This window comes from Nostoc sp. 2RC, assembly GCF_014222165.1.
GTDB classification, from domain to species: Bacteria; Cyanobacteriota; Cyanobacteriia; order Cyanobacteriales; family Nostocaceae; genus Nostoc; species Nostoc linckia.
In genome coordinates this window covers 44,612-60,752 of sequence record NZ_JACKZU010000002.1, presented here as the reverse complement: position 1 = coordinate 60,752, position 16,141 = coordinate 44,612, and the positions used below count along the sequence as shown (strand labels likewise).

Annotated in this window: 5 protein-coding genes; all 5 read left to right on the top strand. The window is 37.8% G+C overall.

The window, feature by feature from the left end; genetic code table 11:
* Window positions 1-558: 558 nt before the first annotated feature.
* Window positions 559-1,422, top strand: coding sequence for a cupin-like domain-containing protein (locus tag GNE10_RS00805; RefSeq protein ID WP_185563221.1), 864 nt, complete (start codon window positions 559-561; stop codon window positions 1,420-1,422).
* 78 nt (window positions 1,423-1,500) lie between these two features.
* Window positions 1,501-8,088, top strand: a complete 6,588-nt coding sequence (locus tag GNE10_RS00800; protein WP_185563220.1) for a non-ribosomal peptide synthetase — start codon at window positions 1,501-1,503, stop codon at window positions 8,086-8,088.
* A gap of 175 nt (window positions 8,089-8,263) precedes the next feature.
* The gene (locus tag GNE10_RS00795) at window positions 8,264-9,130 is read left to right on the top strand and encodes a TauD/TfdA family dioxygenase (RefSeq protein WP_185563219.1); all 867 of its coding nucleotides are present in this window, start codon (window positions 8,264-8,266) and stop codon (window positions 9,128-9,130) included.
* Window positions 9,131-9,218: 88 nt separating this feature from the next.
* A complete protein-coding gene (locus GNE10_RS00790; protein ID WP_185563218.1) occupies window positions 9,219-15,179 on the top strand; it encodes a type I polyketide synthase in 5,961 nt (1,986 codons plus the stop codon).
* Complete coding sequence (locus GNE10_RS00785; RefSeq protein WP_185563217.1) at window positions 15,166-16,119, top strand: class I SAM-dependent methyltransferase; 954 nt, start codon at window positions 15,166-15,168, stop codon at window positions 16,117-16,119. Before GNE10_RS00790 ends, GNE10_RS00785 begins: the two co-directional genes overlap by 14 nt.
* Window positions 16,120-16,141: the final 22 nt, after the last annotated feature.

The following is a 16,141-nucleotide window of genomic DNA, read 5'->3' as shown; positions in this document are numbered from 1 at the left end:
AATATCTATAGTAGTACTATTGCTAAAGCAACTTATTCTCGATAGTGTAAACAAGGATAAATAAAAATTAGTTGCATTAATCTAAATATTTGTCCAAGTAAATCACTATATATTTAGCGTTGAAACAATCTAAATGGTTGGCTGATGCAACTTATGTGATGTCCGATTGCAGACTTATTGTTTAGACCGACACACCAGAGGTTCTGACGCTCTGACGGGGAGAGTTTTTCGATTAGTGATGAGGCGGACATGATATTGGTGAGGTTCAGTATTTTGGTCTACAAGCCAAGGAAAAATTTTTTGACTTGTGACTTTTGGATTTTGCTGAAGAATTGGTTAGGCGATGGCCTCCAATAGTCGCTCAATTGCAAACATTAGCTTTGGCTGGGAAAGATATCTGATTAGACACGCCTGGAATATTGATTATCAGTTCCAAATTAAGACGTTAGCTAATAAACTGCTTTCAGGGTAATGAATTGAAAATTAATATTTATATGTGGCAATTGATAAAACAACGTCAAACTTTGATTGAAAACCAGTAAAGATGTTGGAGTTTTTATGAAAGTTCAAGCTAATGAATCAATTCTCAGAATCAAAAGTCCTAGTGAAAAGGAATTTTCAGAAATAGCGAAACAATATCAGCCTTTTATCATTGAAGATGTTGCCAATCATTGGGATGCTTACCAGCAGTGGTCAAATGATTATCTGATAAAAAAATGTGGTAATAATCTAGTTCCCGTCAGATTTTATAAAAAAGATTTTTGGAATGATTATCAGAACTTTGCTTATGAACGTAGCTACGAACCTCATCAAGAAATTAAATTGCAGGATTATATAAATAACGATCGCACCTTAGAATGTTATTTAAATGAGGCAATTTTAGAAGAGCGTTTCCCCGAACTTGTTGGAGATGTAGTTTATCCACAATTCTTTAACAGAAAGTCATTTGTGAGGTTGTGGTTTGGTTTAGCCAGTAAAAATTTTACCTCAAATAGTAGCCTTCACTTTGACGCCGAACATAATCTTTTCGCTCAAATTCGAGGCAGAAAAAGAATACTTTTATATCCACCTATAGATTATTTGTCATTTTATCCACCTCTTGAAGATGCAACTGGCGCATTATATGGTAGTAAGGTGAATCCAGATGCATTAGATTTAGAATTATTTCCGAAATTCCCTTGGCAAGAAAAAATAGAATTTGTACTTCAACCGGGAGAAATCCTTTACTTACCTCCTTTTTGGTGGCATCATGTAACCGCAGTCGATGATAATATTTCATTGTCATTTTGGTACGGCGTTAAAATGACAGATTTTTTCTGGCAAAAAAAGATGTTATCAGTTTTTTTTCACACTGCACCTCATTATTTATATCATTCAATTTTTGCGGGAAATTTCAGTTTTTGGAATTTATTTAAATTATAAACACATCTTATTTTATAAGATTAAATTTATTTTCTGATGTCAGCATAAATTTCACAGAACGTTGAGTTGGATATAAAAATGAATAAGTTTCCTGATTTGTTTGATACGATAAATAATCTTTCTACAGTTGTGGAACTACTCCGCTTTAGAAGTTCTACGCAGCCAAATAGAGATGCTTTTACATTTTTGTTAGATGGGGAAATAGAAAAAGCGACACTAACATATGAAGAATTGGATAGGCGATCGCGTCGTGTAGCGGCTCAATTACAAGCATTGGGTTTAACTGGGGAACGTGCTTTACTGCTTTATCCCCAAGGATTAGATTTTTTAGTTGCTTTTTTTGGTTGTTTGTATGCGGGAGTTGTGGCTGTAACTGCGTATCCGCCACGAAATGAACGCAACACACCCAGAATTAAAGCCATTTCCCAAGATGCACAAGCAGCGATCGCACTGACTACTACAGAAATTCTGCCGACAGTGCAATCTTTAATGACACAAAAGACGGGCTTAGAATCTTTGCAGTGGTTGACTACAGATAATTTGACACAGGGAATAGAAGATACTTGGCAACAACCATCTATTAATGAAGATACCTTAGCTTTTCTACAATACACCTCTGGTTCTACAGGCACACCAAAGGGTGTAATGATTAGTCATGGGAATCTACTACACAATGCTGCCACGACTTACCAATTCATGGAACATTCACCAGAATGTAAGTTTGTGACGTGGTTACCGATGTATCACGATATGGGTCTGATTGGCGGCATATTACAACCTTTGTATGGCAATTTTCCTTGTATCATTATGCCTCCAGCTGCTTTTTTGCAACGTCCATATCGTTGGTTGAAAGCTATCTCTGATTACAAAGGAACAACCAGTGGCGGCCCTAACTTTGCATTTGAGTTATGTATTGAAAAAATTACTCCCGAACAAAAACAAACCCTGGATTTGAGTAGTTGGAGTGTGGCGTTTAACGGTGCTGAACCGATTCGACATGAGACTTTAGAAAGGTTTACCGCAGCTTTCGCCGAGTCTGGCTTCCGTAAAGAAGCATTCTATCCTTGTTATGGAATGGCTGAAACAACTCTCATGGTTTCTGGTGTAGATAAAGCCACAGCACCCACCATTAAAACAGTCCAGAAATCTGCATTAGAATTGAATCGAGTAGTTGAATCGTCTGCTATTAATGAGAATATTTCTTATTTCGTTAGTTGTGGCCGAGTCATACCACAACAGGAAGTAGTAATTGCCAATCCTGAAACACTCAATACTTGCCAAGTTGATGAAATTGGAGAAATTTTGGTATCCGGGCCAAGTGTAGGTCAAGGTTATTGGCATCGTTCTCAAGAAACAGCACAAACATTTCATGCGTATCTAGCAGACACAGGTAAAGGCCCTTATCTGCGGACGGGAGATTTAGGTTTCTTGAACAATGGCGAACTTTTCATTACAGGTAGAGTCAAAGATTTAATTATTATTCGCGGTCGCAATCTTTATCCGCAAGATATAGAATTAACAGCAGAACGCAGCCATTCATCATTACGTCTTGGTGCTAACGCCGCATTTACTTTAGAAGTTAACCACGAAGAAAGATTGGTAGTTGTACAAGAATTAGAATTTCGTGCCAAGCCAAATTTAGCAGAAGTAATTAGTGTAATTCGCCAAGCCATTACAGAAGAACATGAAATTCAAGTTTATGGTGTAGTTTTAATTAAACCAGGTACGATTCCCAAAACTTCTAGCGGAAAAATTCAACGACGTGCAACTCGCGCTCAATTTGAGAATGGCGAACTCAATATAGTTGCTAGCAATATACTTAAAATTACTGATATTCCCAGAAAACAAACTCGATTACAGCGTTCTCAATTGTTGCCACTTTCTCCCAAAGAATGTCAACCAATTCTAGAGAATTATTTAATTGAACTTTTAGCGGGAGTACTTTCCATTGCAGCAGATGATATTAATCATCAAGAACCATTAAGCAGCTTGGGACTAGATTCTTTAAAGGTATTTGAGTTAAAAAATTGTATTGAAAATGATTTAGAAATAGAAGTATTGATAGCCGATTTTTTTGAAGGAATGAGTTTGCGATCGCTCGCTACCAAAATACTCGCTCAACTCACCACAGCAGCTTTCATTCCCTCAAAATATCTCAGCCAAATCCAGCCTGCGAAAGTTTATCCTTTATCTTTTGCCCAGCAGCGACTCTGGTTTCTTGACCGATTAGAACCAGGTAACCCAGCTTACAATATTTCCTTGGCTGTGAAACTCCAAGGTCAGCTAGAAATTACTTTCCTAGAACAAAGTTTGAATGAAATTATCCGGCGACATGAAACTTTAAGAACCACATTTACAACAGTCAACGGAGAGCCGGTACAAATTATTGCTGATTTATTAACATTATCTTTATCAGTAATCAATATAGAATCACAGAACAATCTGACACTTGAAAAGTTATTAACTCAAGAAAGTCAACAACCTTTTGACCTCACCCAAGGGCCATTATTTCGTGCTAAACTTTTGCGCCTAGCACAGCAAGAGCATATTCTTTTGCTACAGATGCACCATATAATTTCTGATGGCTGGTCTACTGAAGTATTGTTACAAGAAATTGCACTACTCTACAAAGCATTTTTAAATAAAACTGCTTCACCATTACCAGAAATTTCTATCCAATACAAAGACTTTGTACACTGGCAGCGACAATGGTTACAAGGGGAAATTCTGCAAAATCAACTTTCTTATTGGAAGCAACAACTTGCAGACATACCAACTGTTTTACAATTACCAACGGATCGACCAAGACCGGCTGTACAGTCCTCACGGGGTTTGCATCAATTCGTTGAGTTACCCAAAACTCTGCTAGACGACCTCAAAGCCATCGCTCGTCAAGAAGGCGTGACTCTATTCATGTTGCTACTAGCAGCATTTGGGACTTTTCTTCGTCGCTACACAGGACAAGATGATATTCTCATCGGCTCACCAATTGCTAACCGCAACAGTCAACAATTTAAAGGACTAATAGGCTTTTTTGTCAATACTTTGGTGTTACGTACTGACCTTTCTGGTAACCCCACATTTCAACAGTTACTTGGTCGCGTGCGGAGCTTGGCTTTAGAAGCATATAAACACCAAGATTTAACTTTTGACCAACTAGTAGAAGCATTAAATCCAGAGCGAAACGTTAGTCACACTCCTTTATTTCAGGTGATGTTTGATTTCCGCAATGCTCCACTTCTACCAGAAATGCCCGATTTAGTCGCCAGTCAATTAAAAGTAGAAAATGAAACAGCGCAGTTTGATTTAAGCTTATCTGTGGAAGTTGGGCAAAAGCTGATGGTGTCATTTGAATACAACACTGACTTGTTTGATAACAGCACCATTGCTCGAATGCTGCAACATTTTCAAAACTTGCTTTCAGGCATTGTGGCAAATCCTCAAGCTCAACTTTCTGACTTGTCACTATTGACAAAAAAAGAGCAACATCAATTACTTGTAGAATTTAATCAAACTCAAATCCCCAACCACAAGTTTCAAATTACGCAGTGCATTCATCAGCTCTTTGAAGCACAGGTAGAGCAAACACCGAATGAAGTTGCAGTGGTATTTGGTCACAATCAGTTGACATATCAACAGTTGAATCAACGCGCCAATCAGCTAGCACATCATTTACAAACGCTTGGTGTGGGGCCAGAAGTGATGGTTGGTATTTACATGGAACGCTCTGTGGAAATGGTGGTAGCAGCCTTGGGTGTGCTGAAGGCTGGAGGAGCCTATGTGCCTTTAGATCCCGTCTACTCCCATGAGCGACTGGCTTTCATGTTGAAAAATATGCAAATGTCAGTTTTGGTGACGCAAAAGTGGTTAGTGAAAAATCTCCCACAACACCAAGCTGGAGTTGTTTGTCTAGACTCCAATTGGGAGAGTATTTCTCAACAAAGCAGGGAAAATTTAGTGCATCAAACAACTTTGCAAAACCTTGCATACGCAATTTACACCTCCGGTTCCACAGGGATTCCCAAGGGAGTGATGGTTACTCATGGTGGTTTAGTGAATGCCTATTTTGCTTGGGAGGATGCATATTCGCTGCGTTCCTTAGCCACAAGTCATTTGCAAATGGCCAGTTTTTCCTTTGATGTTTTTACTGGGGACTTAGTTCGGGCTTTATGCTCCGGTGGGAAACTAGTACTGTGTCCGCGAGAATTGCTGTTGCAGCCAGATGGACTTTATGCATTAATGCGTTCCCAAAAAGTTAACTGTGCCGAATTTGTACCAGCTGTGCTGATGAACTTACTTCAGTATTTGCAAGAGACTAAACAATCTCTTGACTTTATGCGATCGCTAATTGTTGGTTCTGATAGCTGGTATGTTAGTGGATATCATCAAGTCAAGACTTTTTGCGGTCATGGAACCAGATTAATTAACTCCTACGGTGTTAGCGAAGCCACCATTGATAGCTCATATTTTGAAACTACTACAGCTAATTTACCACTGGAGCGACAAGTACCAATTGGCCGTCCTTTCGCCAATACTCAAATTTATTTACTAGACTCCCAACTACAGCCTGTACCCATAGGAGTTGTGGGGGAACTTTATATTGGTGGGGTTGGATTAGCTAGAGGTTACTTTAATCGTCCGGAATCCACCGCCGAAAAATTTATTCCTCATCCATTTAGCCAAGAATCAGGCGCACGTTTATACAAAACTGGAGACTTGGGGCGATATTTAGAAGATGGCAATATTGAATTTATTGGTAGAGCAGACTATCAAATTAAAATCCGGGGTTTTCGTATTGAATTAGGAGAAATTGAGGCAGTATTAAACCAACATCCAGCTGTTGAAGAAGCTGTGGTTGTTGCTCAAGAATATGAACCTGCCAACAAACGCTTAGTTGCTTATGTGGTACAAAATCCCGAACCAGAAACTACAGCAGAATTAATTTTAGGAAAGGAATTAAGCACTCAGCAGTTGTCACAGTGGGAAGGTGTGTTTGATGACCTTTATCAAGACCTGGCCGATGAACAAGTACTAAAATTTGATATCAAAGGATGGAACAGTAGTTACACAGGACAACCAATACCAGAAGCAGAAGTACGCCATTGGGTAGAATCAACAGTGGAGCGCATTTTGTCTTTACAACCAACCAAGGTATTAGATATTGGTTCTGGTAGTGGTTTGATGTTATTTCGCATAGCTCCTCATTGTCAGGAATATTGTGCAACAGATGTTTCACAAAAAGCCTTGTTGAGTCTCAAGCATCAGATGACAATGCTAGAGTCTGAATTATCAGGAGTGACTCTCATCCACAGAGGAGCAAATAACTTTGAGGGTGTAGTGGCTAACAGTTTTGATGCTGTTTTGATAGTTTCTGTGATGCAGTACTTTCCTAGTATTGACTATCTACTGCAAGTGTTAGAGAACGCCGTGAATGCAGTAGCACCGGGAGGTTTTATATTTTTAGGAGATATTCGCAGTTTACCTTTATTAGAAGTATTTCATACATCTGTGCAATTTGAGCGATCGCCAGATTTTGTTTCCAAAGAAGAATTACAACAGCGGGCACGAAAACAACTGTTTGAAGAAAAACAACTAGTTATTGACCCGGCCTTTTTTACAGCTTTAAAACAACATTTACCCAAGATTAGCCATGTAGAAATTCTTTTAGAACGTGGTTACTATCAAAACGAGTTGAATAAATTCCGCTACGATGTGATTCTCCATATTAGCGATGAAATTCCTTTGTTAGATTTGCCCTGGTTGGACTGGGAAAAGCAAGAGTTAACACTAGCATCTGTCCAGGAAATGCTGATAGAAACTGCCCCTAATATCTTAGGTATCGCTGGTGTTCCCAATGCTCGAATTGCAAAAGATATGCAGATTTGGCAGTGGTTAACTTCTCCTGGAGGTGTTGCAACTGTGGGAGATATGAGACAATTCCTAGAAAAAAATAGTCAGTACCAAGGAATTGAGCCGGAAGATTTTTGGACATTAAGCAAAGATTTGCCTTACTCCATTGATATTACTTGGTCAAACTGTGGAGATAATGGTCGTTACGATGTCATATTTAAACGACAGCCAACAATCAAAATAACCCAGTCGGAAATTACTCATACTGCAAAACATCGTCCTTGGCGAGATTATACTAACAATCCCTTACAGGCAAAATTTGCCTTGGAGTTAGTACCACAACTGCGCGATTTTTTAAGTGAAAAGTTGCCAGAATACATGATACCTACAAATTTCATGCTTCTGGATGCTCTACCCCTATTACCCAACGGCAAAGTTAACCGTCGTGCTTTACCTCCACCAGATATTGCGACAGCAAGAAATACACTTCATACACCACCAGAAACAGAAGTAGAACAAATGATTGCCAATATCTGGCAAGATGTTTTGCGTCTTGAACGGGTGGGAATTGACGATAATTTCTTTGATTTGGGAGGTCATTCATTATTAGTAGGTCAAGTACATGCCCAATTGCGAGAAAAATTAAATCGAGACTTATCATTAGTAGAAATTTTTCAACATCCAACTATCAATTTGTTGGCGAAACATCTTAGTGAAGAACAGCAAGAACAACCTGGCTTTGAAAAAGTGATGAATCGCTCTGAAAAACAAAAGTTGGCTTTAAATCGCCAGAAAAAAGCTCAGAGACCCCGATAATCAAATCAGGATTTTGTTTACAGGACTTACACAAAATAATGAAAAACAAACCGCAAAGCACGCAAAGTACGCAAAGTGGCTTCTTGCAGGGTAAGACGCAAAGAAATAAGAGTTTGTTTCAGAGAGTTTTTGCGTAAGTCTTAGTTTTCTTGTAATAATTTAGAGGTTGACTGATATGCTGACAGCAGAATTATTAAAAAGTAGTAGCGGTAAGATTATCTTTAATGATACTGGACAAAATATTATGCAATTACCAGTATCAAAAATATTAGAAGACTTCAAATCATTTGGTCTACTTTTGTTTCGAGGATTTGATGTCAATTATGAACAAATGAAAGTCTTTGCCGAACAATTTGATGCTACATTTATCAATCAGTACAATAGACCAATTGTTGATTTAAACAATCAGTTTATTACTTTAGTAGATTCAGGAATGCATTACATTGCGCCTCATTGTGAAAATGCTAATTCTCCTTTTAGACCAGATGTAGTTTGGTTTTGTTGTGCTGTGCCAGCAACAGAGGGTGGTGAAACTTTATTTTGGGATGGTGTTGAAGTCTGGAAGGCAATGAGCCGAGAATTACAACAATTATTTATCGACCAAAAAATTCGCTATGTCCAAAAGTTTCTGGCTTCTCATTGGCAGCAATTTTTAGGGGCTAGTGCCACGATAGATGATGTCAAAAAAATACTAGATAATATGGCCGATATCAGCTATAAAATTAACCAAGATGAATCGCTAATTTTAGAATATATTTGCTCTGGTGTTATCAAGACTAAATACGGTAATCAAGATGCATTTGCTAATAGTATAATTTCTGAATATAGAAATCCTAGAGCAATCGTGACTTTTGCTAATGGCTGTGCAATTCCTGTAAAAATTATCAATGAAATCCAGAAAATTATGGATGATTTGATTGGTTTTATTCCTTGGATGTCTGGAGATTTGGTGATGATTGATAACTCCAGGTTTTTACATGGACGCAAATCTTTTAACGATAAGCGTCGAAGAATTGTGACTTTACTTAGTGATATGAAATAAAGTTTCTAGAGGCGCGATGCTTTGCGTTATCAAAATTGTAGATAAAACTATAAATCAGGGAACTTTTTAGCAAAGTAAAAGGAAAAAAATGAGTATGGTGGAAACAAGTGAATTAATAGAAGGGGTAGCTATTATTGGGATGGCGGGGCGTTTCCCTGGGGCCAAAAATATTACAGAATTTTGGCAAAATTTACAATCAGGGGTGGAATCTATTTCTATTTTTACGGATGAAGAATTAGTATCTGCTGGCATTAATCCGGCGCTGCTGAATGATAAAAATTATATAAAATCAGGCTCGATATTAGAAGATATTGATTTATTTGATGCGGCATTTTTTGATTTTAATCCCAAGGAAGCCGAGACTACTGACCCGCAACACAGAGTGTTTTTAGAATGTGCTTGGGAAGCTCTAGAAAATGCTGGTTATGACTCTAATAGATGTGAAAGTCGCATTGGGGTTTATGCTGGGGCGAGTCAGAATAATTATTTAGCTTTTAATTTATATACTGATGGTGTTGGTTCGGCAAAATGTTATCAAACTTCTATAGGCAATGAAAAGGATTTTCTCAGTACTCGCGTATCTTATAAATTAAATCTTACCGGGCCGAGTTTAACTGTACAAACGGCTTGTTCTACATCGTTGGTTGCAGTTTTCCTTGCTTGTCAGAGCTTGTTGAATTATCAATGTGATATGGCTTTGGCGGGAGGAGTTTCAATTTATGTTCCCCAAAAAACCGGCTATTTACATGAGCCTGGAGGAACTTTATCCCCTGATGGTCACTGCTATGCTTTTGATGCTAGGGCGCAGGGTATTACTATCGGTAACGGTGTCGGAATTGTTGTCCTCAAGCGACTGAGTGAAGCGATCGCAGATGGCGATCGCATTCATGCTGTAATTAAAGGTGCGGCTATTAATAATGATGGTTCTGCCAAGATGGGCTTTACAGCGCCTAGCGTTGATGGTCAAGCAGAGGCGATCGCTGAAGCCATGATGCTGGCTTCGGTGGAACCTGATACAATTAGCTACATTGAAGCTCACGGTACTGGCACACCTTTAGGCGACCCCATCGAAATAGCTGCACTCACCAAAGTTTTTCGCGCCGGTACTGATAAGAAAGGTTTTTGTGCCATTGGTTCTGTGAAAACCAATATCGGTCACCTCGATGCTACCGCCGGAGTTGCAGGGTTAATCAAAACCGTTCTCGCTCTCAAACACAAGCAAATACCACCTAGCTTAAATTTTCAGCAACCCAACCCACAAATTGATTTTGCCAATAGTCCGTTTTACGTCAATACAAAACTGACTGAATGGAAAGAAGGCATAACTCCCAGGCGTGCTGGTGTCAGTTCTTTGGGTATGGGAGGAACCAATGCTCATGTCATTCTGGAAGAAGCACCAACACAAGTCAAAAATCAAAAGTCAAAAGTCAAAAGTGAATATTTTCTGTTGTGTCTGTCGGCGAAAAGTGAGAAAGCACTTGAGAAGGCAACAGCTAATTTAATCACCCATTTAAAAGAGCATCCAGAAATTAACTTTGCAGATTTAGCTTATACCTTGCAAATTGGTCGCAGGCAGTTTAATCAACGTCGGGTATTAGTATGTGAAAATATTCAAGATGCGGTGAGCGCATTGCAAGAACAAGTTTCTCAACGAGTTTTGACAAACTTGCAATCAACTAGCCATCCTGCCATTGCTTTTATGTTTCCCGGTCAGGGCGCTCAGTATGTGGATATGGGTAAAGAACTTTATGAAAATGAAGCAATATTCCGCAACCAAGTAGACCGTTGCTGCTCAATTTTAAAACCTCACTTAGAAATAGATTTGCGTTCGTTACTTTATCCCCAAGCAGATGAAGTTGCAGCCACAGCCGCAGAAAAATTAAAACAAACTGATATCGCTCAAGCAGCACTATTTGTCATTGAATATGCGTTGGCTCAATTGTGGATATCCTGGGGTATTTCTCCCAGTGCAATGATTGGTCATAGTATTGGGGAATATGTAGCAGCAACCTTGGCAAATGTCATGTCTGTTGAAGATGCTTTAGCTTTGGTGGCGATGCGCGGGCGATTAATGGGAGAAATGCCGCCGGGAGGTATGATTGCGGTTTCATTACCAGAAGCAGAAGTTATTAGTTTACTAAATAAAAATTTGTCTTTAGCTGCCATTAACGCTCCTGGTTCCTGTGTAGTTTCGGGAACTGATGCGGCTATAGATGCACTGCAACAACAACTAACAAATAAAGGTATAGAATATCGCCGTTTGCATACTTCCCATGCTTTTCATTCACCAATGATGGAACCTGTGAAGGAGCGATTTATTCAGGAAGTTAAAAAAATTAAATTAAATTCTCCCCAAATTCCTTTTATTTCCAATGTTACCGGAACTTGGATTACAGCAGAACAAGCCACAGATGCCAATTATTGGGGAAAACATTTACGACAAACGGTTAATTTTAGTCGGGGAATTTCACAGTTATTACAAGATAAAAATTGTATTTTGTTAGAAGTAGGGCCTGGGCGGACTTTATCTACCTTTGCTAAAAAATGCACTGCACTCACTAGCAAAGAAGTAGTGTTAACTTCATTACGTCATCCCCAGGAGCAAAAGTCAGATGTTGCCTTGATGTTAAATACATTAGGTCGTCTTTGGTTAGCCGGAGTTGAAATTAATTGGTCTGGTTTTTATGCCAATGAACATCATTATCGAATTCCCTTACCAACTTATCCTTTTGAACGACAGCGTTACTGGATTGAAACTGAAAAAACTGCTAATTATTTAGTTGATACCAATTACAAAAAGCCAAATATTTCCGACTGGTTTTATGTTCCTGCGTGGAAACAAGCAATTTTATCTCCAGTCAAAACAGGAGAACAAAAGTTATGTTGGCTAGTTTTTGGAAATGTAGATAAATTCGGCAAACAAATTGCCCAATATTTGGAAAGTAATGGCGATGATGTGATTACTGTACAGCCAAAAAAACAGTTTGAGCAAATCAGCGATCGCCAGTTTTATCTGAATCCCCAACAGCCAAAAGATTATGATACTTTAATCACACAATTAGAAATATTAGGTAAAATTCCCGACAGAATCATTCATTTATGGAGTATTACAGCAGACCACGAAACACAAGCCGGAATAGAATATTTTGAAAAATGTCAAAATCTGGGTTTTTATAGTTTATTATTTCTCGCCCAATCTCTTGAAAAACAGGATATTACTCAACCAATCAAGATTTTTGTCGTCACCAATAACATACATGATGTGACTGGTGTGGAAAACTTAAATCCAGAACAAGCAACTGTATTGGGAATGTGTAAAGTCATTCCTCAAGAGTATGCAAATATTACTTGCCAGAGTATAGATATCGATAGTATTGAAGAGAACATACACCAACTAATAAAAGAAGTCTGTCACGAGTCATCAGATTTAGTAATTGCTTACCGCAGACATCATCGCTGGATACAAACTTTTGAGGCAATTCCTGGGGATGATTCTACAAATTGTTCTCTGAAAGAATCTGGTGTTTATCTAATTACTGGTGGCTTGGGTGGTATAGGTCTTGAACTGGCTGAATATCTAGCACAAACATTCAAAGCAAAGTTGATTTTAGTGGGAAGATCCCCTGTTCCCCAACGCCAGGAATGGCAGCAATGGCTAAAAACTCATGGTGAGACAGATAAAATCAGCCGCAAGATATTGAAAATCCAGCAGCTTGAAAAACTGGGTGCAGAAGTGATGGTAGAAAGCGCTGATATTGGCGACGAAACACAAATGCAAGCAGTGATTAATCAAGCTGGCGATCGCTTTGGTAAAATTAACGGAGTTATTCATGCAGCAGGCATCAAATTATTAGGAACTGTTCGAGAAATAAATCGCAGTGAATGTGAAAAGCAACTGCAAGCAAATGGTCAGGGATTATTTGTTTTAGAAAAAGTTTTACAAGACAAAGAACTTGATTTTTGTTTATTAATATCTTCTTTATCATCCATGTTGGGTGCATTGGGTATGGCAGCTTACCCAGCAGCCCATTTATTTACTGATGCCTTTGTTTATAAACATAACCAAACACATTCCACACCTTGGATGAGTGTGAATTGGGATAATTGGCTCACAACTCAATTAGCTACTGAGTTAGCTGGTCAACAAGAAAGTGCAAATGATGTCTTCATGACAGCTAGCGAAGGGATAGAAGTATTCCAACGTGTATTAACTTTCAAAAACTTAACTCAATTAGTTGTTTCAACCACTAATTTACCAGCGAGAATTAAACGTTGGGTTGGTGATGAGTCATTAAAAAATTCCCAATCTTCCCTAAGCAAAAATTTAGCATCACGTCACTCTAGACCAAACTTAGACAATAGTTATGTTGCTCCTAGAAATGAAACAGAGCAAATCATTGCTAACATTTGGCAAGAAGTTTTGGGATTTGAAAGAGTCGGTATATACGATAATTTTTTAGAGTTAGGTGGGGATTCTCTGTTGAGTATCCAAGTAACAGCGAGAGCAAATAAAGTAGGGTTACGTCTTAACAATCAACATTTATTTCAATACCCAACAATTGCAGAATTAACAGAAGTAGCAACCAAAACTCAGAATGTTTTGGGCGAACAAGGATTAGTACAAGGAGAAGTACCTTTAACACCAATACAACACTGGTTTTTTGAACAAAATTTAGTAGATAAGCATCATTGGAACCAAGCTATTTTATTAGAAGTACAACAACTGATTTCTTCAGCTTTATTGACCCAGGCAATACAATATTTACTTGTACATCATGATGCTTTACGTTTACGTTACGTCGAAAATGAATCTGGCCTCCAGCAAATTAATATTCTCCCTGATGAATTTGTGCCCTTTGTGGAAATAGATTTATCAACAGTACCAGATTTGTTACGAGAATCTGCTTTTGAATCTGCTGTTAATCAATTACAAGCTTCACTAAATTTATCATCAGGCCCGCTTTTACAAGTTGCTCTTTTTGATTTCGGCACACAGCAACCCCAAAGATTACTATTTGTAATTCATCATTTAGTAGTTGATGTTGGTTCTTGGCGGATTTTACTCGATGATTTAGAAACAGCGTACCAACAATTAAATCAAGGTAAAACAATTAAATTGCCAGCGAAAACAAGCTCATTTAAACAGTGGGCACAACGGTTAATTAAATATGCTAAATCAACAGAGTTGCAATGGGAAGAAGTTTATTGGTTGTCAGCTAATCGTGAGTCGGTATCACCGTTACCTGTAGATTATCCACAAGGAGCGAACACTGTAGCCTCAACAGACACCATATCCATAACATTGAGTGTTGCAGAAACGCAAACATTACTACAAGAAGTGACAGCAATTTATCGAGTTCAAATGGAGGAAATTCTATTATTTGCTTTAACACAAGTAATTAGTAAATACACTGGAACTCAATCATTGTTAGTTGATTTAGAAGGTAATGGTAGGGAAGTAATTTTTGATGATATAGACGTAAGCCGGACAATGGGTTGGTTCACTAATATTGCTCCTGCACTTTTAGATGTAGAAGCAAGCAATAGTCCAGGGGAAGCATTGAAATTAGTTAAAGAACAACTACGAAATTTCCCAAATCAAGGTCTTGGTTATGGTGTATTGCGATATTTGAGTGATGATTTAATCATTACGGAAAAAATTCGTTTATTACAACCAGCAGAAATCATTTTTCTCTACCTTGGTAACTTAGAAGAAACTTTACCCAAATCTCCTTTGTGGAAGCTATCTGAAAAGTCTTTGGGAAATGTTGTTAGTTTGCAAGGAAGCCGCAGTCATTTATTAGAAATTAATGCTTTAATTGCCAATAATCAATTAAAAGTAGATTGGAATTATAGCACAAATATACATCGATTAGAGACAGTAAAACAATTAACTGAAGATTTTATTGTAGTTTTGCGATCGCTAATTGATAATAGTCAAACTTCTCCATTAGAAAATTACACGCCTGCTGACTTTGCAGAATTTCAAGCTAGTCAATGGAGTCAGTCTGATATTGATAGTATTTTGGCAAAATTTGAGAACTCTTAAAGTTGGTTTTTGGACAGATTTGATAGGAGCGATCGCCATGAAATTAGATATTTATCCCCAAACAATTTGGCAAAATTTATCTCATCAATTACAGCTATTCATCCACCGTAAAGATTTAAGTAAATTATTGCCATTGTATGATTGCAAATGGAATCCCCATTTGTTTGGTCAGCGCTACCAATTGCATTTTGCACCTTTAAGAACTAAAAAATTAAAAATTCTAGAAATAGGTATAGGTGGTGTTGAAGTCGGCGTATCTGGTGGTTATGCTGATGACCCATATTCTGGAGGCGAATCTTTAAGAATGTGGAAGAATTATTTTCCTAATAGTATGATTTATGGTATTGATATTATAGATAAAACAGCTTTAGAATCAGACAGAATCAAAATTTTTCAAGGAAGCCAAGACGATGAGGTTTTTTTGAAAAAAGTTGTCGAACAAACAGGGAAATTAGACATCATTATTGATGATGGTAGTCATCACAACGACCATGTAATTAAAACATTTAAAGTCCTCTTCCCCGAATTGAATGATGGGGGAATTTATATCATTGAAGACACTCATACTTCTTATATACCCAGCTACGAAAATTGGTGGAAATTCTCCGATGATAACCAACCTCCTGAATGGTCGCAGTATGGGGGAAGCTTAGATTTATACGACCCAAAAACGATGATGAATTTTTTTAAAAGACTAGTTGACTGTTTAAGTCATCAGGAATTTTTTAATCCTGGGTATTTACCTAATTATTTTGATAAACATATTGTTGGTATCCATTTTTATCGCAATCAAATTTTTATTTATAAAGGAAATAATACAGAACCAGGTAATGTGATGGACAATAATACATTAAAACCAGAATTTTTAGAAGAAATCGGTATCGATGCGATTGATAAATTAGGTTTAAGTTTTCCCATAATTGACGACCCCACAAAATAGTTAATTTTAATAATATTTTTTG

Bases quoted from the DNA above. Each gene is read 5' to 3' on its own strand.
- GNE10_RS00805 (WP_185563221.1), top strand. From the start codon at position 559: ATGAAAGTTCAAGCTAATGAATCAATTCTCAGAATCAAAAGTCCTAGT.
- GNE10_RS00800 (WP_185563220.1), top strand. From the start codon at position 1,501: ATGAATAAGTTTCCTGATTTGTTTGATACGATAAATAATCTTTCTACA.
- GNE10_RS00795 (WP_185563219.1), top strand. From the start codon at position 8,264: ATGCTGACAGCAGAATTATTAAAAAGTAGTAGCGGTAAGATTATCTTT.
- GNE10_RS00790 (WP_185563218.1), top strand. From the start codon at position 9,219: ATGAGTATGGTGGAAACAAGTGAATTAATAGAAGGGGTAGCTATTATT.